General features: G+C 65.3%; 22 protein-coding genes and 1 pseudogene. 6 read left to right on the forward strand and 17 right to left on the reverse strand.

Annotation, left to right across the window (positions count from 1 at the left end):
• Both Q7O19_RS08095 and Q7O19_RS08100 read right to left on the reverse strand, forming a co-directional pair.
• A partial coding sequence (locus Q7O19_RS08095) for an aminotransferase class I/II-fold pyridoxal phosphate-dependent enzyme (protein ID WP_303809809.1) occupies positions 1–455 on the reverse strand: 455 nt, incomplete at its 3' end.
• 4 nt (positions 456–459) lie between these two features.
• The gene (locus Q7O19_RS08100; protein WP_303809810.1) at positions 460–711 is read right to left on the reverse strand and encodes an acyl carrier protein; all 252 of its coding nucleotides are present in this window, start codon (positions 709–711) and stop codon (positions 460–462) included.
• Between the two features lie 88 nt (positions 712–799).
• Here Q7O19_RS08100 and Q7O19_RS08105 point away from each other — a divergent pair, with 88 nt between their 5' ends.
• On the forward strand, positions 800–1,357 hold the full coding sequence (locus tag Q7O19_RS08105) for a Pycsar system effector family protein (RefSeq protein ID WP_303809812.1): 558 nt from the start codon (positions 800–802) through the stop codon (positions 1,355–1,357).
• Here Q7O19_RS08105 and Q7O19_RS08110 read toward each other — a convergent pair.
• Both Q7O19_RS08110 and Q7O19_RS08115 read right to left on the reverse strand, forming a co-directional pair.
• Positions 1,352–2,284: an NAD(P)-dependent oxidoreductase gene (locus tag Q7O19_RS08110; RefSeq protein WP_303809814.1), complete on the reverse strand. Its 933-nt coding sequence runs from the start codon at positions 2,282–2,284 to the stop codon at positions 1,352–1,354. The two genes, Q7O19_RS08105 and Q7O19_RS08110, sit on opposite strands and share 6 nt — an antisense overlap.
• A gap of 30 nt (positions 2,285–2,314) precedes the next feature.
• A pseudogene (locus Q7O19_RS08115) lies at positions 2,315–4,040 on the reverse strand (fatty acyl-AMP ligase).
• A 123-nt stretch (positions 4,041–4,163) separates the two neighbouring features.
• On the opposite strand from Q7O19_RS08115, the gene Q7O19_RS08120 reads away from it, so the two are divergent.
• Positions 4,164–4,733: a regulatory protein RecX gene (locus Q7O19_RS08120; protein ID WP_303809815.1), complete on the forward strand. Its 570-nt coding sequence runs from the start codon at positions 4,164–4,166 to the stop codon at positions 4,731–4,733.
• Here the strand turns inward: Q7O19_RS08120 and Q7O19_RS08125 are convergent, their stop codons facing one another.
• On the reverse strand, positions 4,734–4,937 hold the full coding sequence (locus Q7O19_RS08125; protein ID WP_303809817.1) for a hypothetical protein: 204 nt from the start codon (positions 4,935–4,937) through the stop codon (positions 4,734–4,736).
• Between the two features lie 216 nt (positions 4,938–5,153).
• On the opposite strand from Q7O19_RS08125, the gene Q7O19_RS08130 reads away from it, so the two are divergent.
• Positions 5,154–7,409, forward strand: coding sequence for a TonB-dependent receptor domain-containing protein (locus Q7O19_RS08130; RefSeq protein ID WP_303809818.1), 2,256 nt, complete (start codon positions 5,154–5,156; stop codon positions 7,407–7,409).
• 69 nt (positions 7,410–7,478) lie between these two features.
• Here Q7O19_RS08130 and clpA read toward each other — a convergent pair whose 3' ends face one another.
• Positions 7,479–9,821 (reverse strand): ATP-dependent Clp protease ATP-binding subunit ClpA, encoded by a 2,343-nt coding sequence (gene clpA / locus Q7O19_RS08135; RefSeq protein ID WP_303809819.1) that lies wholly within the window; start codon positions 9,819–9,821, stop codon positions 7,479–7,481.
• Between the two features lie 215 nt (positions 9,822–10,036).
• Here clpA and Q7O19_RS08140 point away from each other — a divergent pair, with 215 nt between their 5' ends.
• Complete coding sequence (locus tag Q7O19_RS08140; protein WP_303809821.1) at positions 10,037–10,819, forward strand: phosphatase PAP2 family protein; 783 nt, start codon at positions 10,037–10,039, stop codon at positions 10,817–10,819.
• A 53-nt stretch (positions 10,820–10,872) separates the two neighbouring features.
• Here the strand turns inward: Q7O19_RS08140 and Q7O19_RS08145 are convergent, their stop codons facing one another.
• From Q7O19_RS08145 to Q7O19_RS08165, 5 genes are all read right to left on the reverse strand, one after another.
• A complete protein-coding gene (locus Q7O19_RS08145; RefSeq protein WP_303809823.1) occupies positions 10,873–12,099 on the reverse strand; it encodes an acyl-CoA dehydrogenase family protein in 1,227 nt (408 codons plus the stop codon).
• Between the two features lie 59 nt (positions 12,100–12,158).
• Positions 12,159–13,256 (reverse strand): acyl-CoA dehydrogenase family protein, encoded by a 1,098-nt coding sequence (locus Q7O19_RS08150; protein ID WP_303809824.1) that lies wholly within the window; start codon positions 13,254–13,256, stop codon positions 12,159–12,161.
• A gap of 94 nt (positions 13,257–13,350) precedes the next feature.
• Positions 13,351–14,067, reverse strand: a complete 717-nt coding sequence (locus tag Q7O19_RS08155; protein WP_303809825.1) for an HAD family hydrolase — start codon at positions 14,065–14,067, stop codon at positions 13,351–13,353.
• Positions 14,064–15,005 carry an aminotransferase class IV gene (locus tag Q7O19_RS08160; protein ID WP_303809827.1) on the reverse strand — a complete coding sequence of 314 codons (942 nt, stop codon included), beginning with the start codon at positions 15,003–15,005 and terminating at the stop codon, positions 14,064–14,066. The genes Q7O19_RS08155 and Q7O19_RS08160 overlap by 4 nt, the downstream gene beginning before the upstream one ends.
• A gap of 6 nt (positions 15,006–15,011) precedes the next feature.
• Positions 15,012–15,209 carry a DUF1192 domain-containing protein gene (locus tag Q7O19_RS08165; protein ID WP_273434494.1) on the reverse strand — a complete coding sequence of 66 codons (198 nt, stop codon included), beginning with the start codon at positions 15,207–15,209 and terminating at the stop codon, positions 15,012–15,014.
• A gap of 46 nt (positions 15,210–15,255) precedes the next feature.
• Here Q7O19_RS08165 and Q7O19_RS08170 point away from each other — a divergent pair, with 46 nt between their 5' ends.
• Entirely contained in the window at positions 15,256–16,254 is a 999-nt protein-coding gene (locus tag Q7O19_RS08170; protein ID WP_303809828.1) for an NAD(P)H-quinone oxidoreductase, read from the forward strand.
• Here the strand turns inward: Q7O19_RS08170 and Q7O19_RS08175 are convergent.
• A complete protein-coding gene (locus tag Q7O19_RS08175; RefSeq protein ID WP_303809830.1) occupies positions 16,247–17,467 on the reverse strand; it encodes a kynureninase in 1,221 nt (406 codons plus the stop codon). The two genes, Q7O19_RS08170 and Q7O19_RS08175, sit on opposite strands and share 8 nt — an antisense overlap.
• Positions 17,468–17,567: 100 nt before the next feature.
• Between Q7O19_RS08175 and Q7O19_RS08180 the strand changes: the two genes are divergently transcribed.
• On the forward strand, positions 17,568–18,254 hold the full coding sequence (locus Q7O19_RS08180) for a DUF1013 domain-containing protein (RefSeq protein ID WP_303809831.1): 687 nt from the start codon (positions 17,568–17,570) through the stop codon (positions 18,252–18,254).
• Positions 18,255–18,312: 58 nt separating this feature from the next.
• Here the strand turns inward: Q7O19_RS08180 and scpB are convergent, their stop codons facing one another.
• The 5 genes from scpB to argS are packed head-to-tail and all read right to left on the reverse strand — an operon-like array spanning position 18,313 to position 23,233.
• Positions 18,313–18,894 (reverse strand): SMC-Scp complex subunit ScpB, encoded by a 582-nt coding sequence (gene scpB, locus Q7O19_RS08185; protein ID WP_022680875.1) that lies wholly within the window; start codon positions 18,892–18,894, stop codon positions 18,313–18,315.
• Entirely contained in the window at positions 18,887–19,699 is an 813-nt protein-coding gene (locus tag Q7O19_RS08190) for a ScpA family protein (RefSeq protein WP_303809832.1), read from the reverse strand. Before Q7O19_RS08190 ends, scpB begins: the two co-directional genes overlap by 8 nt.
• The gene (gene nagZ, locus Q7O19_RS08195) at positions 19,660–20,712 is read right to left on the reverse strand and encodes a beta-N-acetylhexosaminidase (RefSeq protein WP_303809835.1); all 1,053 of its coding nucleotides are present in this window, start codon (positions 20,710–20,712) and stop codon (positions 19,660–19,662) included. Before nagZ ends, Q7O19_RS08190 begins: the two co-directional genes overlap by 40 nt.
• A complete protein-coding gene (locus tag Q7O19_RS08200) occupies positions 20,712–21,512 on the reverse strand; it encodes an SPOR domain-containing protein (RefSeq protein WP_303809836.1) in 801 nt (266 codons plus the stop codon). The genes nagZ and Q7O19_RS08200 overlap by 1 nt, the downstream gene beginning before the upstream one ends.
• Entirely contained in the window at positions 21,512–23,233 is a 1,722-nt protein-coding gene (gene argS / locus Q7O19_RS08205) for an arginine--tRNA ligase (protein WP_303809837.1), read from the reverse strand. The genes Q7O19_RS08200 and argS overlap by 1 nt, the downstream gene beginning before the upstream one ends.
• Positions 23,234–23,280 lie beyond the last annotated feature (47 nt).

A 23,280-nucleotide genomic window follows, 5' to 3' on the forward strand; every position in this document is an offset into this window, starting at 1 on the left:
TTGCAGCCATCATAGATGCTGGCGTGGCTGTCGGCATCGAGGATGATGAAATCGCCCTTGCCGGCCAGCGTGGAAACCATGCCGAGATTGGCCTGGTAACCAGTGGAGAACACCATGGCGTGGGACATGCCATAGAAGTCTTTCAGGGCGTCTTCGCAGGCGGCGTGGGTCTGATAGGTGCCATTCAAGACGCGGCTGCCGGTGGTGCCGGCACCGAAATCTGTGAGCGCCTGCCGGCCGGCTTCGATGACGTCGGCATCGAAGGTCATCCCCATATAGTTGTAGGTACCGAGCAGGATGGTGTGGCGGCCCTTGATGATGGCTTCGGTGGGGGAAAGCACCTTTTCCATCACGATGCCGAACGGATCGCGGATGCCGGTGGAGAGCAGTCCGGCGTGTTCGGCGATCAGCGGATCATATTTGGCGAGAAGATCGAGGACAGGAGGATTTGTCATTGCCTCAACCCTTCTTGGCGACCAGCCCGGCCACGGCATCGGCAACCTGGCCGATGGTTTCCAGATCTGGCAGCAGGTTCAGCGGGATCATGATGTCCCATTCGTCTTCCATGCTGGCGACAAGGTCCATCACGGTCAGGCTGTCCATTTCCATGTCGCCGGCAAAGCTGGCGGCTTCGGTGAGTGCCACCTTCTTGGTGTTCAGCGGCTCGATCAGTTCGATGATGCGGGCGTAAACGGTTGCGCGGTCGGTCATGAAGGCTCCAATGATAGGCTTTTTGGTCTCTTGCCCTCACATCATGGCCAAATTGCGGAGTGCGGGCGTCGGTGCCATGATGCCGCACATGGGGGAAACAACCGACATCAGTATAGACGCGACAACCGAGGGCGCTCCGCCGCCGCTTCCGGGTGCCAGCCACGCCAACGCCATCCATCTGCTGCGCACCATGCAGCAGCACCATGTCACGCTGTCGGCGATGGCCGATCAGAAGGCCAGCATCATCATCGGGGTCAATTCGGTGGTGTTTGCGCTGGTGGTTAAGGAAGCCGCGACCAATCCGGCGCTTTTGGTGCTGGCGGCGTCGTCCGGGCTGGCCGCGGTGCTGTGCATGCTGGCGGTGCTGCCCAAGCTGGGTGGTGGGAAGGGGCCGGCAGCACCTCCCAACCTGTTGTTCTTCGGCGGTTTCATCCAATTGAGCGAGGCAGACTGGATTGACTGGATGGAGCGCACCAACGCCGATGATCATGCCATCCAGGTGGCCATGGCCCGCGATGTCTATCAACTGGGCCAGGTGCTAGCGCAGAAGAAGTATAAATATCTGGGCTGGGGTTATCGCGTGATCATCGGCGGGCTGATCGCCACCTTTGTCGTGTTCCTGCTCCAGACGGCGCTGGGGCTATAGCCAGCCGCGCTGCCGGTAATCGCGCACTGTATCGGCCATGCCCGCATCCAGCCCGATCTGCGGCTGCCAGATGGCGCCGAGCCGTTCATTGCCGCTGCGCGCCACCCAATCGGGATGAGCAAGATAGAAGGCGCGGTCGCGGCTGAGCTTGGGCAGTTCGCCTTTCCAGCCGGCCATCAGGGTCGCCACGCTGGCCGCAAGGCCGAGTAGCCGGTTGCTGATCGGGATCATGCGCGCACGGCTGCGTCCCAACGCGCGGGCCATCGCGCTGGCATGCTGGCCGTGAGTATAGCCGCCGAACCCATCATCGATTTCCAGGATATCGCGGGATGGGCCGGCGTTTGCGAGGGCCAGCAGGGCGCGGGCCAGATCGTCGACATGGATCAGGCTGATGCGGGCGCCAGGCCGGCCGGGAGCCAGGCCCAGGCCGAAGCGCGCCACGCTGAACAGATCGCGCATCTCGGCATCGCCGGGGCCATAGACGCCGGGCGGGCGCACGATCACCCAATCAAGGGTGCTGGCCATCACGAGGGTATCGCCTTGCGCCTTGGATGCGCCATACAGTGAAAGCCGCGGTTCGCGTGCGGCGAGGCTGGAGACATGGACGAAGCGTGGCACGCCAGCGGCGGCGGCCAGCACATTGGCGGTGCCAGTGACATTGCCGCCGACGAAGCCGGCTTCATCGGCCGCGTTCACCACCCCGGCGATGTGCAGCACGGCCGCCGCGCCCTCGCACAAGCGGGCCAGCGCGTTTGTATCATCAAGATCGCCCAGCACCCATTCAACGCCGGGCTGCGGCGGCTGCGGCCGGCGGGTGAGGGCGCGCACGGGGCGATTGGCGAGCGCCACGACGCGGCGGCCGACGAAGCCGGTGGCGCCGGTGAGGGCGATCGGGGGGAGCGCGCCGGGCGCGGTGATTTCGGTCATCGGCTGGCGCGACGCTGACAGCGCGGCGCTTTAAGCCGCAATTTCAAACGGCTGAATTTCACCCGACAGATACTGCAATCGCGCCTTCGACCGGCTCAGCTTGCCCGACGAGGTGCGCGGCAGGGTGCGCGGCGGAACGAGTTCGACAACGCAGCTCATGCCGGTGATCGCCTTCACCTTGGTCTTGATGGCGTCGCGCAGCTTGATGCGTTCATCGTTGCAGCTGGTGCGGCACTGCACCAGCACGGCAGGCGCCTCCTCACCCGACGGGGTGGTGACCGAGAAGGCGGCAATGTCGCCGGCCTTGAAGCCGGGCAGCTGCTCGATCGCCCATTCGATGTCCTGCGGCCAGTGATTCTTGCCGTTGATGATGATCATGTCCTTTGCGCGGCCGACAATATAGAGTGAGCCGTCCTTCATGTAGGCCATGTCGCCGGTGTCGAGCCAGCCGTCCTTCATGCAGGCGGCGGTGGCTTCGGGATCGCGGAAATAGCCGGCCATGATGCCGAGGCCCTTCACGAATACGCGGCCGATCTTGCGGTCGGGCAGCAGCTTGCCGTTTTCGTCACGCACTTCGATGGTCAGTCCGGGCACGGCCTTGCCGCAGTTGACGATGGCGCGATACCGGGTGGGCAGGCGGTGTTCAGCGCGCGGCTCGGTGGCGCCCGACAGGGTGCGCTCATCGATCAGGTCGCACTGGATGCCTTCACCCACCGGCATGATGGTCACGGCCAGCGTTGCTTCGGCAAGACCATAGCTGGGCAGGAAAGCGCTGGCCTTGAAACCGGCCGGCGCGAAGGTATCGACGAAGGCCTGCATCACTTCCGGGCGGATCATGTCCGCCCCGTTGCCGGCAACGCGCCAGCGCGACAGGTCATAGCGTTCGGCAACCGGGATCGACGGCGAGATGCGGCGGGCGCAGATGTCGTAGCCGAAGGTGGGCGAATAGCTGAGCGTGTTGTGCGGGTTGCGGCTGATCAGCGTGAGCCACGACAGCGGGCGGCGGGCGAAATCTTCGGTGGCGAGATAATCGACCGACACCTGGTTGGACATTGGCGCGAGCATGCAGCCGACCAGGCCCATGTCGTGATACCAGGGTAGCCAGCTCACCACCCGGTCGCCTTCGGCGGCATGGGTGCAAGTGGCGTGGGCCGAAAGATTGGCCAGCAGCGCTTCGTGGGTGACCGCAACGCCGTGCGGAAAGCGGGTGGAGCCCGACGAATATTGCAGATAGGCGATGTCGGTCGGCTTGGCCTTGGGCAGGGTGACGTCGGGCGCTTCGCCGCTGAACCACTCGTCCCAATCATGGGCGGCACACAGGCCGGTGGCGGCATCCTTCACCATATCGTGAAGGCCGGGCGGGGAGAGCAGCATCAGCGGATCGCAGCTGGTGAGCTGCACCCGGATCTGATCGACATAGGCTTCGCGGCCGCCAAAACTGGTCGGCAGCGGCAGCGGCACCGGCAGCAAAGCCGGCACCGGTTTCGGCGATCAGGGCGATGCGGTCACCGGGCTGCACGCCTTCGGCAATGAAGTGCGCGGCGTGGCGGTGGGCATCGGCGGCGAGTTCGGAAAATGGGTAAGCGCGCACCAGATCGGCGCGGGCATCGTGGAAGTTGAAGCCCTTCTGCCCCTGCGCGGCGTAATCCAGAGCATCACCGAGCGTGGCGAAATTGGAGCGGCGCTGCGGCAGCGCATCGCTGGTGGCGGTGGGTTTCAGCGTCGAGGCTGAAGCGGCCTGGGGGGTGTCGGCCATCGGTATCTCCCTTGCCGCAACGCCAGAGCCCGACCCGACCCGCGTTGCATGTCAATTTTCTACACCATGACTATTGCACGCGGGGGCGTTCAAATTCCGGCCCGAAAGTGGCAGGAAAGTGGCATGGATAATGAAAAGCAAGGAAATGGCCGCCCAAAGCGCGGTGGCGAGCGCCGGGTCCCGCCGCCGCTGGACGAGGCTGGCCTGCGCGATCTGGCCCTGCACTATGCCGCGCGCTTTGCCACCACGCGGTGGAAATTGCTGCGCTATCTGGCCCGCAAGCTGAAGGAGCGCGGCTGGGCCGGAGATCAGCCGGCCCCACTGGAAGCGCTGGCGGACCGGCTGGCAGAGCTGGGTTATGTCAACGATGCCGCTTTTGCGGCCATGAAAAGCCGGGCGATGGCGGCGCGCGGCCTGGGCCATCGCCGGGTGACGGAGCAGTTGCACGCGGCTGGAGTCGGCGGGGCTGATCGCGGTGAGGCCCCCGATGAGCAGGCGGCGCTGGCCACGGCGATGGCCTTTGCCCGGAGGAAACGGCTGGGGCCGTTTGCGCGCGAACGCAGCGATGATCCGGCTGCCCGGCAAAAGGCGCTCGCTGCCATGCTGCGCGCCGGGCACGCGATGGGGGTGGCACGCGCGATCCTGGCGGCGCGCAGCGCGGCGGAAGCGGAAGCGTTGATTGCCGGGGATTGATCAGCGCAGCAGTTGACGGCCACCGTCCGACCAGCTGATCACCAGCCCCAGCGCCTTGCCCATCACCTCGCCGGTGAGGGCAAAGCGCTGCGGCCGCGGATCGCCGACCTGTTCGAAGGCGAGGGTAAGGCGGGGTTCGGCAGCGCCGAGCGCCATGACGGCCAGAACGACCAAGCCGATGCGGGACGCCAGCGTGCGTGCCATGGAATCTCTCCCCGATTAGGCATTCGGAAATGCCGCCGGCTGGCTTGACCGGCGATGAACGGCGGCGGCTGGAAAATCTTTGTTGCGACTGATGATCATTATTGCCTCTGCCGCGCGCCACCGCTAAAGCGATTGCGAATGAGTTGCAATAAGAGGTCGCGTTTCATGGTCGGTCACCAATTCCGGGCATTTTTGCGGGCCCGCCATGCTGTGCTGTTGGCAACGGCCCCGCTGCTGCTGGCCACTCCGGCTTTCGCTGCGCCGGCCGCCGAATCACTGGCGGTGACGGCCGCAGCCGGCGATTCCGCGCCCGATACCGAGATCATCGTGGTGGGCGATGCCATCCGCGCCGGCCAGATCGCCGGATCGACCGCGCTGGTGAGCGAGACGGATCTGAAACGCAGCCGCGTGTTCACGGTGAATGATGCACTGCGCCAGGTCGCCGGCCTGTTCCCGCGCGATGAAGAAGGCGCCGGCGCCCGCCCCAATATCGGCATCCGCGGGCTCAACCCGGTGCGGTCCACCAAGGTGCTGCTGCTCGAAGATGGCGTGCCGCTCGGCTATGCGCCCTACGGCGACAACGCCAGTTACTATCATCCGCCGATCGAGCGTTTCACCAGTCTGGAAGTGTTGAAGGGTGCCGCCCAGGTGCGTTTCGGCCCGCAGACGATTGGCGGTGCCATCAACTACATCACCCCGGCCACGCCGGAGCAGTTGACCGCGCGCTTCACCGGCAGTGTGGGCAATCGCGATACGGTCAACCTGGATGGCATGGTCGGTGGGCAGGCGCTGGGCGGCGGGCTGCTGCTGCACGTGAATCACAAGCAGACCGACGGCAACCGCGACAACCAGCATCTGCGCTTCACCGATATTTTCGTGAAGGGCAGCTGGGACCTTGGTGCCGATCACGGCATTACCCTGAAGCTGTCGCGTTTCCGGGAAGACAGCCAGGTGACCTATTCGGGGCTCACGCGGGCCGAATTTGCCGCCGATCCGCGCGGCAACGTGTTTGTGAACGATGATTTCCAGACCGAACGCTGGAACGCCACCATATCGCACCGCTGGACGCTGTCGGACGCGGCGACGCTGAAGACCACGGCCTATTATCAACATTTTGGCCGCGATTGGTGGCGGCAATCATCGAACAGCGGCCAACGCCCGAACGATGCCAGCGATCCGGCGTGCGGCAGTGTTGCCAATCTCAACACCGGCTGCGGCAACGAAGGGCGGCTGCGCTACTATGATACGTGGGGCGTCGAAAGCCGACTCGGCCTGGATCATGATGATCTCGGCCTGGGCTTTGGCGGCGAGACCGAGATGGGCATCCGCTTCCACGAGGAACGCCAGCGCCGCCGCCAGTGGAACGGCGATACGCCCACCGCGCGCACCCCCGGCACCAGCGTGAACGGCGGCGTGCGAGAGAACAACGAGCGCGATGCCTCGGCCTTCTCGGCCTTCATCCAGTCCCGCCTGCAGTTCGGCGATTTCGCCATCATCCCCGGCGTGCGCGGCGAGTTCATCGATTTCGCTCGCCGCAATCTGCCGATGGACGTGATCGCCGGCGGCCGCCCCACTGGCGCGCAGAACGTGCCGAGCGAGGGCCGCCAGACGCTGGACAAATTGCTGCCCGGCATCGGCATGACCTGGCGCGTGGCCAGCGATGTCACGCTCTATGGCGGCGTGCATCGCGGCTTCGCCTCGCCGCGGGTGGAGGATATCATCACCCCGGCCGGCGGCTCGGTCGATCTGGATGCGGAACTCAGCTGGAACTGGGAAGCCGGGGTGCGCGGCAGCATTGTGAAAGGCATAAAGGGCGATGCCACCTTCTTCGTGATGGATTTCGCCAACCAGATCATCCCGCAATCCGTGGCCGGCGGCATTGGCGCCACGCTCACCTCCGCCGGGCGCACGCTGCACCGGGGCGGGGAATTGTCGCTCACCCTGTCATCACGCGATGCCGGCTGGACCGATGCGGAAACCGACGTGTTTGCCCGCCTGGCCAGCACCTGGGTGGCGACCGCGCGCTACAGCAGCACCCGTATCGCCAATGTGCCCTGTTTCGATGGTGCCACTGCCGGCACGCTGGTTGCTACCGGCGCTGGTGCGGTGCCGTGCGGCGCAGCGCGTGACGTGAAGGGCAATCGCCTGCCCTACGCGCCGGAATGGCTGATCTCGGGCGCGGTGGGCATCGAGCACAAGGGTTTTACCGGCCAGGTGGAAGTGGTGGGCCAGTCCAGCATGTTCGCCGATGATGTGAACCTGTTGGCCGTCACACCCGATGGCCAGCGCGGCCGCATCGGTGGCTGGGCGCAGGTGAATGTCGCGCTGTCTTACGGCCCGCCCAAGGGCAATTGGGAAGTGTTCGTTTCGGCGCGCAACCTGTTTGACCGGCTGTATGTGATCGATCGCGCCCGAGGCGCGCTGCCGGGCCAGCCGCTGATGGTGCAGGGCGGCATCAGCGTACGTTACTGATCGGTCCCGGATGCAAAAAAGGCGGCGGTGCCGGTGTGGCACCGCCGCCCTTCTCTCTTGGCGGGAGGATCAGGCCTCCGTGGCCGGCGCTGGCAGCGCCTTGGGGGCCTTCTTGGCCTTCAGCTTCTTGATCGCCGGCACTATCTCGAACGACAGATCCTCGTCCTTCACGTGCACGCGCACTTCGCCGCCGTTGACCAGCTTGCCGAACAACAGTTCCTCGGCCAGCGGCTGCTTGATCTTCTCCTGAATGAGCCGGCCCATCGGGCGGGCGCCATAAAGGCGATCATAACCGCGGGCGATCAGCCAGGCCTTGGCTTCTTCCGTCAGGCTGATGTGCACGTCGCGATCGGCCAGCTGCATTTCCAGCTGCAGCACGAACTTGTCGATCACCATGGCGACCACTGATGGCGGCAGGTAACCGAACGGCACGGTGGCATCCAGCCGGTTGCGGAATTCGGGTGAGAACATCTTCTTGATGGCTTCCTCGTCCTCACCGATGCGGGTGGTGGCGCCGAAACCGATGCCTTCACGCGCCATGTCGGCCGCGCCGGCGTTGGTGGTCATGATCAGGATGATGTTGCGGAAATCCACCGTCTTACCGTGGTGATCGGTCAATTTGCCGTTGTCCATCACCTGCAACAGGATGTTGAACAGATCGGGGTGGGCCTTTTCGATTTCGTCGAGCAGCAGCACCGAATGCGGCTGCTGATCGACGGCATCGGTGAGCAGACCGCCTTGATCGAAGCCGACATAGCCGGGAGGCGCACCGATCAGCCGGCTGACCGAGTGGCGTTCCATATATTCCGACATGTCGAAGCGGGTGAGCGGGATGCCCAGAATGCTGGCCAGCTGCTTGGCCACTTCCGTCTTGCCAACCCCGGTGGGGCCGGAGAACAGGTAGGAGCCAATCGGCTTGTTGGGTTCACGCAGGCCCGCCCGCGCCAGCTTGATGGCGCTGGACAGTTTCTCGATGGCGGCATCCTGGCCGAACACCACGCGCTTCAGATCGGCATCCAGCGTCTGCAGCTGGGTCTTGTCGTCGGTGGAAACGCTCTTGGGCGGAATGCGCGCCATGGTGGCGATCACCGCTTCGACTTCCTTCACGCCGATGCTCTTCTTGCGCTTGTTCTCGGGCAGCAGCATCTGCGACGCGCCGGTTTCGTCGATCACGTCGATGGCCTTGTCGGGCAGCTTGCGATCGTTGATGTAACGCGCCGAAAGCTCCACCGCGGCCTTGATGGCATCGGCCGTGTACTTCAGCTTGTGATGCTGCTCATACGAAGGCCGCAGGCCCATCAGGATCTTGATCGAATCCTCGATGCTCGGTTCGTTCACGTCAATCTTCTGGAAGCGGCGCAGCAGCGCGCGGTCCTTCTCGAAGTGGTTACGGAACTCCTTGTAGGTGGTCGAACCGATGCAGCGGATCGCGCCCGAAGACAGCGCCGGCTTCAGCAGGTTCGATGCATCCATCGCCCCGCCGCTGGTGGCACCGGCACCGATCACGGTGTGGATTTCATCGATGAACAGTACGGCGTGCGGCAGCTTCTCCAGCTCGTTCACGACATTCTTCAGCCGTTCCTCAAAATCACCGCGATAGCGCGTGCCTGCAAGCAGCGCGCCCATGTCGAGGCTGTAGATGACGGCAGGCAGCAGCACATCGGGCACCTGGCCTTCGACGATCTTGCGGGCCAGGCCTTCGGCAATCGCGGTCTTGCCCACGCCCGGATCACCCACATAGAGCGGGTTGTTCTTGGAGCGGCGGCACAGAATCTGGATGGTGCGGTCCACCTCGGCATGGCGACCGATCAGCGGATCGACCTTGCCGATCTTGGCCTTCTCGTTGAGGTTGACGGTGAACTGCTTGAGGGCGCTTTCGCCGCCCTTCTTGTCGCTTTTTTCCGCCTTGGCCGGATTTTCTTCCGGCTCTTCGCGGTCAGCCGAGCCCTTGGGTGGCTTGGCTTCGGACTGGCCGGACTTGGCGATGCCGTGGCTGATGAACGAAACCGCATCCAGGCGCGTCATGTCCTGCTGTTGCAGGAAGAACACCGCGTGGCTTTCGCGTTCGGAAAACAGCGCGACCAGCACGTTGGCGCCGGTCACTTCCTCGCGGCCTGACGATTGCACATGCAGGATGGCGCGCTGCACCACTCGCTGGAAACCGGCGGTGGGCGACGGATCAACACTGGCATCGGACTTCAGCGCCTGCAATTCGGTATCGAGATAGCGGATCAGCTGGCCCTGCAGTTCTTCCAGATCGACATTGCAGGCATTCATCACCTGGGCGGCGTGGGTATCGGTGGTCAGCGCCAGCAAGAAATGTTCGAGCGTGGCATATTCGTGAGTGCGGCGCGCGGCTTCGGCCAGCGCGTTGTGCAGGGTCTTTTCGAGTTCGCGGGTGAACGAGGGCATCAACATCTCCGTGGCGCGCCGTTCGGGGGAAAGGAGCGCCGTTGGCCGGCCCGGCCGTATGGAAGGGCCTACGTCTAATGTCTGCCCGGTGCGGCCAGATATCAAGGGGCAAACGGCCCATGCCACACGTTTGTAATGTCGCAGCGACTGTTCACAGCCTCTGGTCAGCCGGGCTGCAGCGGGCCATGATATATTTCATTCGTTCGGAGACTGACATGCGCCTGTTGTTGCCTGCCATTATGCTGATTGCCACTCCAGTGGCGGCACAGCCCGCGATGACCGCCCCCGCCTCCGCACCGGCCTCCGCACCGGCCATGTCGCCGGCGCCAGGTTACGTGGCCAACCGGCCGCCGCTGGCCCTGATGCGCCTGTTGCCGCCGCCGCCCGAAGCCGGCAGCACCGACGAGCAGGCCGACAAATTCCTGTATCGCCAGAGCAAGCGCGGCATCGGCGGGCCGCTGTGGCAGAGCGCCATCGGCCAGTTGAGCGTGACCAGCCCCAGCTTCGTCAAGACCGTGAGCTGCGCGCTGGGCGCCACGCTCACCCCGCAAACCACGCCGGCCACCATGACGCTGCTGCGCCGCGCCGGCACCGATCTGGGCCGCGCCGTGTTCCTGGCCAAGGATTATTACAAGCGCCCGCGCCCATTCAGCACCGATAACGGCAAGGCCTGCGACCCGGATGCTGCGAAGGACGGCGGGAAGGCGCTGGGCTTTGCCTATCCGTCCGGCCATGCTGCGGTCGGCTGGCTGTGGGGCCTGATCCTGTCGGACGCGCGGCCGGAACGCGGCGCCGCACTGCTGAAGTTCGGCAAGGCCACGGGCGATCTGCGCATCGCCTGCCGGGTGCACTGGGCGTCGGATGTGACCGGCGGCCGCCTGCTCGCCACCGCGCTCTATCAGCAGATCGCGGACGCAGCGGATTACAAGGCGGATCTGTTGAAGGCCAAGGCGGAACTGAGCCTGGCGCCGGTGCCGGAAGGCTGCCCGGCCGCCTGACACGAAAAGGGGCGCCGGCCGATTGGCCAGCGCCCCTTTTCATTATCCGTCGCTTACGCCGGCACGCTCTGATTGAACGGCGTGTCCTTGTCCGGCCGCATGTCGCCGGGCAGGCCCAGCACGCGTTCGGCTATGATGTTGCGCAGGATTTCGTCCGTCCCGCCGGCGATGCGCAGGCCGGCCGAACCGATGTACGACCCTTGCAGCTTGGCCAGTTCCGGATCCGCGTCCGCGCCCGCCACAAAGCCATCGCCGCCCGAGAGATCAAGCGCGAAGCTGGCCAGATCCTGCATGGTCTTAGCCACGACCACCTTGGAGATGGACTGCTCCGGGCCGGGCACCTGGCCCTTGGACAGGGCCGACAGCGCGCGCATCTGGGTGAGCTTGATGCCCTGATCGTTGATGTAGGTCTGGGCGATCTTCTGGCGCACGTCGCTGGCACCGATGGCGGGGCTTCCGTCCGGCGCTTCCACGCCCTTGGCCAGCTTCATCAGCGTTTCATAGCCGGGCGCGTAACGCGGCTTGCCGCCAACCGCCAAACGCTCGTGCATCAGCGTGGTCAGCGCCACCTTCCAGCCGTCGCCAACAGCGCCGAGCCGGTGCGAATCATTCACCCGCACGCCATCGAAGAAGACTTCGTTGAAATCGCTGCCGCCGGACATCTGCTTGATGCCCTTCACGGTCACTCCCGGTGCCTTCATGTTCACGATGAACATGGTGAGGCCCTTGTGCTTGGGCATGTTCGGATCAGTGCGGCAGACGACGATGCCGAAGTCCGACGCGTGGGCGAAGCTGGTCCACACTTTCTGGCCGTCGATCACCCATTCATCGCCTTCACGCACCGCCTTGGTGCGGATGCCAGCAAGGTCAGAGCCCGCCGCCGGTTCGGAGAAGAGCTGGCACCAGACTTCCTCGCCCAGCAGCGCCTTGGGCACATAACGCTGCACCACTTCGGGGTTGCCGTGGGTAAAGACGGTGGGGATGCACATGCCAAGGCCAATGGAATAGAGGCCCTGCGGCACGTGCAAGCGGCTTTCTTCCTGGCCATAGATGATGCTGTGCATGGGCGTCAGGCCCTGGCCGCCGAACATCTTGGGCCAGGTGATGCCAGTGTAGCCGGCGGCGTGTTTCTTGGCTTGCCATGCCTTGGATCGCGCGATGAATTCCGGCAGCTTCATGCCTTCTGGCGGTGGATCGCGATATTCGGTGGCATTCTCGTTCAGCCAGGCGCGCACAACGGCGCGAAATTCGGCTTCCTGCGGGGCGTCGTTAAAATCCATGATGTCTCTCCCGAAGCTGTTTTCACCCTCGACCGATCAATCTGTCGAGGCGCATTTCGTCACGCGGCAGCGCTGTTGCGCTGTTCCAGCGCGCGCACCAGCCGATCGGCCCACCAGCCGCGCGGACCAAGCGCGGCGACCAGCGCGCGGTTGCGGCGGTAATAGAATTGGCAATCGCTTTCCCAGGTGAAGCCGATGCCGCCGTGCAGCTGCACATTTTCCTCGGCGCAATAGGCCAGCGCATCGAGGCTGGCGACGCGGGCGGCAGCTGCCACCTGGCGCAGCTCGGCACCATTGGTGCCAATCATGGCGAGGCCATGCAGGGCGTGGGCGCGGGCCAGTTCCAGTTTGATATACATGTCCGCACACTTGTGCTTGACCGCCTGATAACGGCCGATCTTCTGGCCGAAGGCGACGCGGGTCTTGGCATAATCCACCGTCATCGCCATCGCGGCGCCAGCGGTGCCGATGGCTTCATAGGCCAGGATGACGGCGGCGCGGTCGAGCCAATCCTGATAGTCGCCGGCTGTGCCGAGCGCTTCAGCCGGCGTGGCGTTGAGCGTCAGCTTGCCATGGCGGCGGACGAGATCGACGGTTTCCACCGCCGCCGTCTGCGCGCCCTTCAGATCGACGATGTAAAGCTGTGGGCCATCAGCGCCAGCGGCCGCCACGATGGCGACATGGGCAACGGCAAGATCGGCCACCGGCTGCTTCACGCCGGTCAGGGCGCTGCCGCTGGACACGGTCTTCACCGTGGCCGGGCTCACGGCACCAGGTTCGCTCCAGGCGACGCACGCGATGATCTCACCGCTGGCGATGCCGGGCAACCACTTGGCCTGCTGGGCTTCCGTGCCGGCCAGCACCAGCGCTTCGGTGGCGAGCAGGGTGGAGAGGAGCGGCACATGGGCGAGGCTGCCACCGGCCGCTTCAGCCAACTGAGCCACTTCCTCGACCGTGAGGCCAAGGCCGCCATGGGCTTCCGGCACGCGTGCGGCGGTCCAGCCCAGTTCGGCAATCTCTTTCCACAGGGCGGCGTCCATCGCCGGTGCGTCAGCGGCCATCGCCTTGCGCGCCGGGCCGGTGCCGGCCTTTTCGGCGAGCAACTTGCGCGCCTGTTCGCCGAGTTCCTTGGCTTCGTCGGAAAAATCGAAATTCACGGGTCCACTCCCCAAAGATGATTGGGCGGCAGATTACGCGCACGTCAGCCTTGGGCAACCTGTCGCTTTTGACGCGGTGATGGACAGGATGGAGTCAGAGCTTGTGCGCGCTGAGGAACTCATAATGCGGCCGGCATTCGTCACGCACGTTTGCCGTTTCGCCCGTCAACGCCGGCTGCGGCCCTTCGCGGCCATCAAAGCCGGTGGAGGCCAGCACCCTGCCATACCAGTGCGGCGCCCACACGCCATCGGTGTCGCGCGGGCCGGCCGGCCATTGCAGCATGGAGTCGGTCCACGCGATGCCCAGCGCCGCGCACAGGCGGGACAGCGTCCCTGCCGGATCCGCCAGCACATCGGCCGAATCGACCACCGGCGGCGCATGGCCCAGCCGGTCGGCTTCCGCCTCGAACCAGGCGCGCTGCTGGGCAAACCCCAGGCCTTCCGCCGTCACCACCTCCCGCTTTTCGGCGTAAGAGGCGATCACCCTTTCTGGCGCGCGGATCAGGAAGGCGTGTTGGAAGCCCTTCAGATCATCCAGTGCTACCTCCCCGACCATGTGGTGCACCATGTGCTTCTGGTACCATATTGGCTTCGCGCACGGCCCGGAAAGCGCGGCGGTGACGCTGTGCCAATCACAGTCCATATCGGCGATCACGTCGCCGGCCATCGGGTGATCGTCGCCAGTGTGCTTCAGATACGCGCCATAAAACGGCTCGTCACTCACATGGCAATCGCCGCGCGCCCCAAAGCTGCGCATCACCGCCGTCGACAGGTTGCGTGGCCCAGACCACAGAGCAATGCGGGTGGTCACGGCCGACCCCGCGCCGTGACGTCGGCTTCGATCAACGCGCGATACAGGCCCTGCAACCGCGCCACCATCGGGCCGCGCGCATCGGTCAGTTTGCGGCCATCGATGCTGGTCACGGGCACCACGCCGGCAAAGGTGCCGGTCACAAAGGCTTCGCTCGCGGAATAGACGTCGGTCAGCGAGAAATTCTTCTGGAAAACCGGGATGCCATAGTCCTCACACACCGCGATCACGTTGCCGCGCGTGATGCCGGCGAGGCAATAATCGCCCGACGATGTCCACACTTCCTCCACCCCGCGGCGGTTCTTCTGCACGATGAAGAAATGCGTGCTGTTGCACGTCGCCACAAACCCGTGCGGATCCAGCATCAACGCCTCGTCCGCGCCGGCCTGCGTGGCCTGGATGCAGGCGGTGATGCAGTTCAGCTTCGAATGGCTGTTGAGCTTCGGATCCTGCACGTCCGGATAGCCGCGCCGGACATGGACGGTGGCGAGGCGGATGCCCTTCTCGATCGTGGCGGGCAGCGGGTCCTTGTACTCGGCGATGATGACGACGGTGGCGGGTGAGACCACCACGCGCGGATCCTGATAGGGGGTGGAACGCAGCCCGCGCGTCACCATAAGCCGGATATGGCAGGCGCTCATCGCGTTGGCATCGATGGTGGCGTAAATCCGCTGCTCCAGCTCGTCGCGGCTGATGCCGATATCCATGTAGATGGCCTTGGCGCCCTCCCACAGCCGATCGAGATGCTGATCGAGGAAGGCGATGCGGCCGGCGTGGACGCGCAGGCCTTCCCACACGCCATCACCCAGCATGAAGCCGGAATCGAACACGCTCACCATCGCCTCGGCGCGGAGGAGCAGCTGGCCATTGACGTTGATCAGGATCGTCTCGTTGCGCGTGTCCGCAACGAAATCATGGGTGCCCAGGGATGTGGTCATGGTTGGTTACTTCTTGAACAGGCTGTCGGCCGCAGCGCGGAATTGCGCTGCGCCTTCGCGCTTGGCTTTCGTGCGCACCAGCTCCGCTTCAAGCCCCGCGATGCGCTCGTCGAGATCGACGATGGAGAGGCGATCAAGGTCCTCCCGGGCCAGATCGGCCAGCAGGTCACTCTTCTTCTTGGGCAGGTCGGCTTCGTCGAACACAATCGCTACGGTTGACCGGGCGGGCTGCCCTGTCAATATCCGTCCCATGACCATACCCAGCCATATGACCGCCATCGACCCCGCCGCGCCGGGAGGTCCTGAGGTTCTGATTCCTGTCTCCCGCCCCGTCCCGCAGCCCAGCCCAAGCGAAGTGTTGGTGAAGGTGGCGGCGGCCGGGGTGAACCGGCCCGATGTGCTGCAGCGGCTGGGCCTCTATCCGATGCCGCCCGGCACGCCGACAATCATAGGCTTGGAAATCGCCGGTACCGTGGTGGCGGTGGGCAGCGAGGTGACGCGCTGGCGGCCGGGTGATGCGGTGTGCGCGCTGGTGGCGGGCGGCGGTTATGCCGAATATTGCACCGCGCCGGCCGGCCAGTGCCTGCCCGTGCCCGCCGGGATGGCGATGACGGAAGCCGCCGGCCTGCCGGAAACCTGGTTCACCGTCTGGTCCAACGTGATGGACCGTGGCCGGGCGCGACCGGGGGAGACGATCCTGATCCACGGCGGCACCAGCGGCATCGGCATCACCGCGCTGCAACTGGCCAAGGAAGTCGGGCTAACCGCGATTGCCACCTCCGGCAGCGATGAAAAATGCGCGGCGGCTGTGGCACACGGCGCGGCGCATGCCATCAGCTACAAGACGCAGGATTTTGCCGCCGAGGTGCTGGCGCTGACCGGCGGCAAGGGCGTCGACATCGTGCTCGATATGGTGGGCGGCGATTATGTGCCGAAGAATATCGCCTGCATGGCCGACGATGCCCGCCACGTGAGCATCGCCTTCCAGCGCGGGCCAACGGCGGAAGTGAACCTGGCGCTTGTGATGCGCAAGCGGCTGGTGTTGACCGGGTCGATGCTGCGCCCGCGCCCCATCGCCTTCAAGACGGCGATCGCCGAAACGCTGGAAGGCGTGATCTGGCCGGCGTTCGAGGCCGGGCGACTGACGCCGGTGACGGATATGGTATTCCCGCTCGCCGAAGCGGCCGCCGCGCATCAGCGGATGGAGGCCGGTGCGCATGTGGGGAAGATCGTGCTCAGCGTCAGCTGACCATACCCTTTGGCGCGAAACGCTCTTCCCGCCATTCGCCGCTGGTCAGCGCCGCCTGCAACGCCTCGAGCGCCAGACCGACATCGACAAAGCGGGTGGTCAGCGCCGGGAAACCGAAGCGCATGGCATCGGGCGGGCGCATGTCGCCGATGACACCGCGGGCGATCAACGCGGTCATCAGGCGACGGGCTTCAGGGTGGCGAATGATGACGTGGGCACCGTGGCGAACAGCGGGTGGCGCGTCCACTGTGACGCCGGGCAGCGTCGCGGCGCCGGCGGCAAAGAGGTGGACGAGCTGGCGCGACTTTGACTCGGCGGCGGCAAGATCGATGCCGTCGAACGTTGCCACCCCGGCCTCCAGCGCGCGCATGGCCAGGATCGGCGGCGTGCCGGTGAGCAGGCGACGGGCGCCGGCGGCAGGGGCGTAATCGGCGGTGAAATCGAAGGGGTCAGCGTGGCCCATCCAGCCGGTGAGCGCCGGTTCTGCCGTGTCCCAGTGGCGGCGGGCCATATAGGCGAAGGCCGGCGCGCCGGGTCCGCCATTGAGAAATTTGTAGCCACAGCCGACCGCGAAATCGGCGCCGTCGGTATCGAGATTGACCACCAGTGCGCCCGCCGAGTGCGACAGATCCCACAAGGTGAGCGCGCCGGCCTTGTGTGCGGTAGCGCTCATCGCGGCCATGTCATGGACCTGGGATGTCACGTAATGCGCATGCGTCAGCAGCAGTAGCGCCACATCGCCATCCAGCGCGGCGGCGAGATCGGCACGTTCGACGCGCCCCAGCGTGACACCGGCCAGCTGCGCCAACCCCTGCATCACATAGGCATTGGTGGGGAAGTCGCTGGCCTCCATCAGGATCGTACGGCGGCCAGGCCGCAGCGCCAGCGCCGCGCTGGCCAGCTTGAACAGGTTGAGGCTGACCGAATCGCAGGCCACCACAGATGCGGGCTCGGCGCCGATGATTGGCGCGATGGCGGCGCCCAACGAGACCGGCAGATCGATCCAGCCGGCATCATTCCAGCTGCGGATCAGGCCCTCGCCCCACTCGCTTGCCACTGTCTGTGCCAGGCGATCGGGCAGGGCGGCGGGCAATGGCCCCAATGAGTTGCCGTCGAGATAGACGATCCCCGGTGGCAAGCGGAAGCGCGCGCGGGCGAAGTTGAGTGGATCGGCAGCATCAAGCGCAGCCAGTTGGGCGGGGGAGGGCAACATAGAGCGCCCTTGCGCCACAGTGCGCCTTCCATTACAAGCTGTCTGTGTCAAGCCGTCCCGCAGGGGGCGGCTGTTTTTATTCCGCAAAGGAGCCAAGACCATGGCCACCACCCTGCCCCTGATGCAGCATGCCACCGCCGCCTGGCTGGTGGACAACAGCGCGCTCACCTTTTCGCAGATCGCCGATTTCTGCGGCCTGCACATCCTGGAAATCCAGGCGATCGCCGATGATACCGCCGCCACCAAGCTGAAGGGGCGCGATCCGATCCGCGCTGGCGAATTGACCCGTGAAGAGCTGGACAAGGGCGAAGCCAATCCGGATTACGACATCAAGATTTCGCGCATGCCGGAACAGGCGCGCCGCACGTCGGGCCCGCGTTACACGCCGGTTTCAAAGCGCCAGGACAAGCCGGATGGCATCTTGTGGATCATCAAGAACCACCCGGAAATCACCGACGGCCAGATTTCAAAGCTGATCGGCACGACCAAAATGACGATTGCCGCCATCCGCGACAAGAGCCATTGGAACTACGCGAATCTGCAGCCGCGTGACCCGGTGACGCTGGGCCTGACCAGCCAGCGCGAAATGGATGCGCTGGTCACTGCCGCCGCCAAGAAGGCCGGTATCGATACGACCGTCGATCCGGAGAAGGTGGAAGCCGATCGCGCTGCGCTGATCAATCAGCTGCAGGCCGAACGTTATGCCGCCGCCAATGCGCCGGAAACGCCGGTTTCGAATACGCCCGGCACCGCGCTGGAGCAGGGAGAGGCGTTGTTCCGCCGCTGATCCAGCTTATACGCTGAAGCTTCAAAGCCCGCTCATGCCCATGGCGTGAGCGGGCTTTTCATTCCTCGCGCCCGCCCAGCGGCAGCGGCAGTTCGCGCGGCGGCTCGCGGTCGAGCAGGCCGGCGGCCTTCAGATCCGCCATGCCGGGCAGGTCGCGCCGGCTGGTGAGATTGAAATGGGCAAGGAATTCCGGCGTCGTTGCATATTGCAGCGGCCGGCCGGGGGTTTCGCGGCGACCGGCGGGGCGGACCCAGCCAGCTTCCATCAACACGTCGATCGTGCCGCCGGAAACCGCAACCCCGCGGATTTCCTCGATTTCCGGTCGCGTCACCGGCTCGTGATAGGCGATCACCGCCAGTGTTTCGACGCCGGCGCGGCTGAGTTTCTTCACCGTTTCGCGGCTGGTGCGCAGGAAATGGCCGAGATCGGGCGCGGTCTGGAACTGCCATTTGCCGCCGCGTTCGACGAGGTTGATGCCGCGCGGTTCGTAACTGGTGGCGAGCGCCCGCAGCGTGGGTAAAAGGTCGCCGCGTTCGCCGACATGGCGGGTGATCTCTGTAAGGCTGAGCGGCGCATCGGCCGCGAACAGGATCGCTTCCAAGGCGCGGGTCAGTGCGAAATCCACAGTCTCGTCAGTCATGACGGGCCCTCAGCAGGATGGGGGCAAAGGCGGCGCCTTGGCTCAGCGTTGCCTTGCCCTGGCGGGTGAGTTCCAGCGCGGCGACAAAGCTGGAGGCCAGCACCGAGCGGGCATAAGATTCGTCCGCCAAATCGGCCGGCAGGAAGCGCACAAGCTCCGTCCAGTCGATACTCGGGCCTAACAAATGTTCAAGCCGTTCGATGGCTTCGTCCAGCGCCATCACCGGCCGGCGGCGGACGACATGGACGGAGCGTGAGCGCCGCGCGGTGATGGCGCCATAGGCGGAAAGCAGATCATAATAGCTGCATTCAAAGGTGGCGCGCTTCTCTTCGGCGAGGCCTTCCGGATTGGGGCGGCGGAACATGTCACAGCCCAGCTGTGGGCGGGCGAGCAGTTTCTGGCCAGATTCGCGCATGGCTTCCAGCCGTTGCAGCTGGAATTGCAGTTTCAGCGCCAGCTCAGCCGGATCGGGTTCGGCCTCCGGGTCCTTGGGCAGCAGCAGCAGGGATTTCAAATAGGCCAGCCAAGCAGCCATGACGAGGTAATCGGCGGCCAGTTCCAGGCTGAGCGCCTTGGCGTCGCGGATGAAACCCAGATATTGATCGACCAGCGCCAGGATGGAAATCTGCGCCAGATCAACCTTTTGCGCCCGCGCCAAGGTAAGCAGCAGATCGAGCGGGCCTTCCCAGCTGCCCAGTTGCAGGATCAGCGTGCTCGTTTCCGGTGCGGCCCGCACCGGCAGATCGAACTGCTCGTCCGCTTCGATCACGCAAGCGCCAGCAGGGCGTCGCGGGCGGCGGCCCATTCGGTGACAGGGGTGGAATCGCCCCGTGCTTCACCGCTCCCCATCCACGCCATGGCGGCAGCGAGGCGCGTCGCGGCGGCGTCGCTCATCACCGGAGCGGCTTCGACGATGGAACGCATCTCATTGAAATTAGAAGAACAATGCAGGGCGATGTCGCAGCCGGCATCGAGGCTGGCGAGCGCGCGGGCACCGAAATCCTGCAGGGCGTTGCTGCCCGGCGGGTGGCCCCCCGATTGCGGGTTGCCGAGGGCGTGCATGCCCAGATCATCGGACATCAGCAGGCCGCCGAAGCCGATATCCTGGCGAATGAAATCAATCACATCCGGAGAAAGCGTGGCGCAGCGCGCGGCGTCGAGCGCGGTGTAGGTGATGTGAGCGGTCATCGCCATTGGCGCATCGGCGAGGCGGCGGAATGGCTCGAAATCGCGCTCCAGATCTTCGCGACTGGCGGTGACCACGGGCAGTTCCAAATGGCTGTCCGCCCGGGCGCGGCCGTGGCCGGGGATATGCTTGACGACGCCGCAGATGCCGCCGGCGCGGAAGCCATCGAGCACCGCCTTGCCGAGCGCGGAGACCACCATCGGTTCCGTAGAGAAGCTACGATCGCCAATGATATCATGACCTTGGGTGTCACGCACGTCGAGCAGCGGCAGGCAATCGACGTTAATGCCGAGGTCCTTCAGCAAGGCTGCCAGCGCCAGCGCATTCAACCGGCACGCCTCGATCGCGGTGATCGGCGCCTTGTAATAGAGCAGGCCAAAACGCTCGCCGGTCGGGAACTCCGGCCAATGCGGCGGGCGCAGGCGGGCGACGCGGCCGCCTTCCTGATCGATCAGGATCGGCACATTGCGGCCGGCCAGATCGCGTAAACTCTGGGTCAGCGCGCGCACCTGATCCGGCGAATCGACGTTTCTTTTGAAAAGGATATACCCGGCCGGATTGGCGGCGCGGAACAGCGCGCGCTCGTCATCATTCAGGGCAAGGCCGGCGAGCCCGAGGAAAAGCGGCTGCATCACTTCTTCACCTCGCAGGCGCCCTTGACTGCCAGAATGGCCTCGCAGGCGGCATCGGGATCAGCGGCCGTGCCGCGCACCCGCCACATCGTCTTGCCGCTGGACAAGGTCAGTTTCTGGATCTGCTTGCCTGTCAGCTTTGCCTTGCCGGACACCCGGGCCCATTCCACTTCGGCCTTGGCCTCGCTCGAAAAGGCACCAATCTGCACCGTCTTGCTGCCGGTTGCTGCCGGCGGGGTGGCGGGCGCTGGCGGCACGGCAACGGGCTTGGCCGGCACTGGCTTCACGGCCACGGGCGCTGGCTGCGGCACCGCGGGTTTGGCCAGAGGGCGGGCGGGTGCCGTGGCGGTTGGCCCGGCCGGCATCACCTGCACCTGCACCGGCTGGCCCGCTGGCGCGGCGGGCGGCGGCGCTGCGCTGCCCGGCGGCAGCAGATCACGCGGCCGGCCCAGCGGTTCTTCGGGCAGGGCGCCCATGTCGATCACCGCACCCGGATTCTCGCCGCGTACGGCTTCATGGATCACTTCGCCGTCGCCCAGCACATCCATGCCCTGGCGATCGGCGGGCGGCACCTTGTACGGGCCGGCATCGGCTTCGATCAGCGGTGCCTGGTCGGCTTCCATATAGCCCTGGGACGAGCCGTCATCGCGCCGGCCGAGCAGCATCAGCAGCGCCACCGCCGCCACCGCGCCCAGCGCCAGCACGGCGATGATGATGTTGAGCAGCGGGCGCTTCTTTGGCGCCGCCCGCAGCGGCGCCGCTTCAGCCATCCATAGGGCGTCTTCGTCCCTTTGCGCCATCAGTGTAGTTCCTCGGCAGCGGCCACCCCGATCACCGCGAGGCCGTTCCTGATCACCTGCCCCACCGCGCGCGCCATGGCCAGCCGCGCTGCGGTCAGATCAGGCCGATCGGCCAGCACGAAGCGACGGGTCGCATCATCATTGCCGGCGTTCCACTGGCTGTGAAAGGCGGCGGCAAGATCGCCCAGATAAAAGGCGATGCGGTGCGGTTCGCGGGCGTCGGCAGCTTGTTCGACGATGCGCGGGAAGTTGGCGGCCATTTTCACGACGTTTAACTCATCGGCATCGAGCAGCGCCAGGTCCGGTTCCGGCAAGGCCACGCCCGCCTCAAGCACCTTGCGGCCCAGCGAGGCGATGCGGGCATGGGCGTACTGGACATAGAACACCGGGTTGTCGCGGCTCTGTTCCACCACCTTGGCGAAATCGAAATCCATCATCGATTCCGGCCGCTTGGTGAGCATGACGAAGCGGACCACATCCTTGCCCACTTCCTCAACCACTTCGCCCAGCGTCACGAACGTGCCGGCGCGCTTGGACATCTTCACCGGTTCGCCGGCGCGCAGCAGCTTCACCAGGTTCACGATCTTGATATCGAGCGGTACGCGGCCATCGGAAAGCGCCTTCACCGCGGCTGTCATCCGCTTCACATAGCCGGCATGATCGGCGCCGAAGATGTTGACCAGCGCGTCATAGCCCCGGGTCAGCTTGTCCCAGTGATAGGCGACGTCGCCGGCAAAATAAGTCCAGTTGCCGTTCGATTTCTGCATCGCCCGGTCTTGATCGTCACCGAAATCGGTCGAGCGGAACAGGGTCTGCGGGCGGGCTTCCCAATCGTCGGCAGCATCGCCTTTCGGCTTTTCCAGCACGCCTTCATAGATCAGGCCCTTGGACTTCAGCGTGTCGAGCGCGTCCTGCACCTTGGTGCCGAGCGAGGCTTCGGAGAAGAACATTGACTGTTCGATGCCGAGCAGGGCCAGATCGGCACGGATACGCTCCATCATCAGGGCGACGGTGCGGGTGCGGAACAGGGCCAACCAATCGGCTTCGGGCGCGTTCACATGCGTGTCGCCGAACTCGGCGGCCAGCGCCGCGCCCACCGGCACCAGATAATCGCCGGGGTAGAAGCCTTCCGGGATCTCGATCGTCTCACCCAGCGCCTCGCGATAGCGCAGGTGGGCGGAACGGGCGAGCGTATCGACCTGGCCGCCGGCATCGTTGATGTAATATTCCTTGGTCACGTCCCAGCCGGCATATTCCAGCAGACCCGCCAGGGCATCGCCCACCACCGCACCGCGGCAATGGCCCATGTGCATTGGCCCGGTGGGATTGGCGGAGACATATTCGACGTTGATCCGCTTGGCCTGGCCCACGGTGGAGCGGCCATAATCGCTGCCGGCGCCGAGCATGGCGTTGATCTGTGCGTGCCACACGCTGTCGGCCAGCTTCAGGTTGATGAAGCCCGGCCCGGCCACTTCGGCGGCGGCGATGCCCGGCTTTGTGCGGAGGGCGGCGACCAGCGCTTCGGCCAATGCGCGCGGGTTCATGCCCGCAGGCTTGGCCAGCACCATGGCAGCATTGGTGGCCAGATCGCCGTGGCTGGCATCGCGCGGCGGTTCCACGGTGACGTTGGCATGGGACAGGCCGGTGGGCAGGGTGCCAGCGTCGGTCAGCTCAGCCAGCGCCGCCTTCAGAACGGCGGCATAGTCGGTAAACAGGTTCACGAGGGTCTGCTTTGCATGAAGAAACGGGATTGCCCGTTCCCTAACGC

Origin of the sequence: Sandarakinorhabdus limnophila DSM 17366, from assembly GCF_945882885.1 — a bacterium.
Taxonomy (GTDB): domain Bacteria; phylum Pseudomonadota; class Alphaproteobacteria; order Sphingomonadales; family Sphingomonadaceae; genus Sandarakinorhabdus; species Sandarakinorhabdus limnophila_A.

Bases quoted from the DNA above. Each gene is read 5' to 3' on its own strand.
- Q7O19_RS08110 (WP_303809814.1), bottom strand. From the start codon at position 2,284: ATGACCGAAATCACCGCGCCCGGCGCGCTCCCCCCGATCGCCCTCACC.
- Q7O19_RS08175 (WP_303809830.1), bottom strand. From the start codon at position 17,467: ATGTTGCCCTCCCCCGCCCAACTGGCTGCGCTTGATGCTGCCGATCCA.
- Q7O19_RS08170 (WP_303809828.1), top strand. From the start codon at position 15,256: ATGACCATACCCAGCCATATGACCGCCATCGACCCCGCCGCGCCGGGA.
- Q7O19_RS08105 (WP_303809812.1), top strand. From the start codon at position 800: ATGGGGGAAACAACCGACATCAGTATAGACGCGACAACCGAGGGCGCT.
- nagZ (WP_303809835.1), bottom strand. From the start codon at position 20,712: ATGCAGCCGCTTTTCCTCGGGCTCGCCGGCCTTGCCCTGAATGATGAC.
- scpB (WP_022680875.1), bottom strand. From the start codon at position 18,894: ATGACTGACGAGACTGTGGATTTCGCACTGACCCGCGCCTTGGAAGCG.
- Q7O19_RS08100 (WP_303809810.1), bottom strand. From the start codon at position 711: ATGACCGACCGCGCAACCGTTTACGCCCGCATCATCGAACTGATCGAG.
- Q7O19_RS08145 (WP_303809823.1), bottom strand. From the start codon at position 12,099: ATGGATTTTAACGACGCCCCGCAGGAAGCCGAATTTCGCGCCGTTGTG.
- Q7O19_RS08180 (WP_303809831.1), top strand. From the start codon at position 17,568: ATGGCCACCACCCTGCCCCTGATGCAGCATGCCACCGCCGCCTGGCTG.
- Q7O19_RS08200 (WP_303809836.1), bottom strand. From the start codon at position 21,512: ATGGCGCAAAGGGACGAAGACGCCCTATGGATGGCTGAAGCGGCGCCG.
- Q7O19_RS08120 (WP_303809815.1), top strand. From the start codon at position 4,164: ATGGATAATGAAAAGCAAGGAAATGGCCGCCCAAAGCGCGGTGGCGAG.
- clpA (WP_303809819.1), bottom strand. From the start codon at position 9,821: ATGCCCTCGTTCACCCGCGAACTCGAAAAGACCCTGCACAACGCGCTG.
- Q7O19_RS08125 (WP_303809817.1), bottom strand. From the start codon at position 4,937: ATGGCACGCACGCTGGCGTCCCGCATCGGCTTGGTCGTTCTGGCCGTC.
- Q7O19_RS08140 (WP_303809821.1), top strand. From the start codon at position 10,037: ATGCGCCTGTTGTTGCCTGCCATTATGCTGATTGCCACTCCAGTGGCG.
- Q7O19_RS08190 (WP_303809832.1), bottom strand. From the start codon at position 19,699: ATGGGCCGCCGCCCGCGACGCCCTGCTGGCGCTTGCGTGATCGAAGCG.
- Q7O19_RS08160 (WP_303809827.1), bottom strand. From the start codon at position 15,005: ATGACCACATCCCTGGGCACCCATGATTTCGTTGCGGACACGCGCAAC.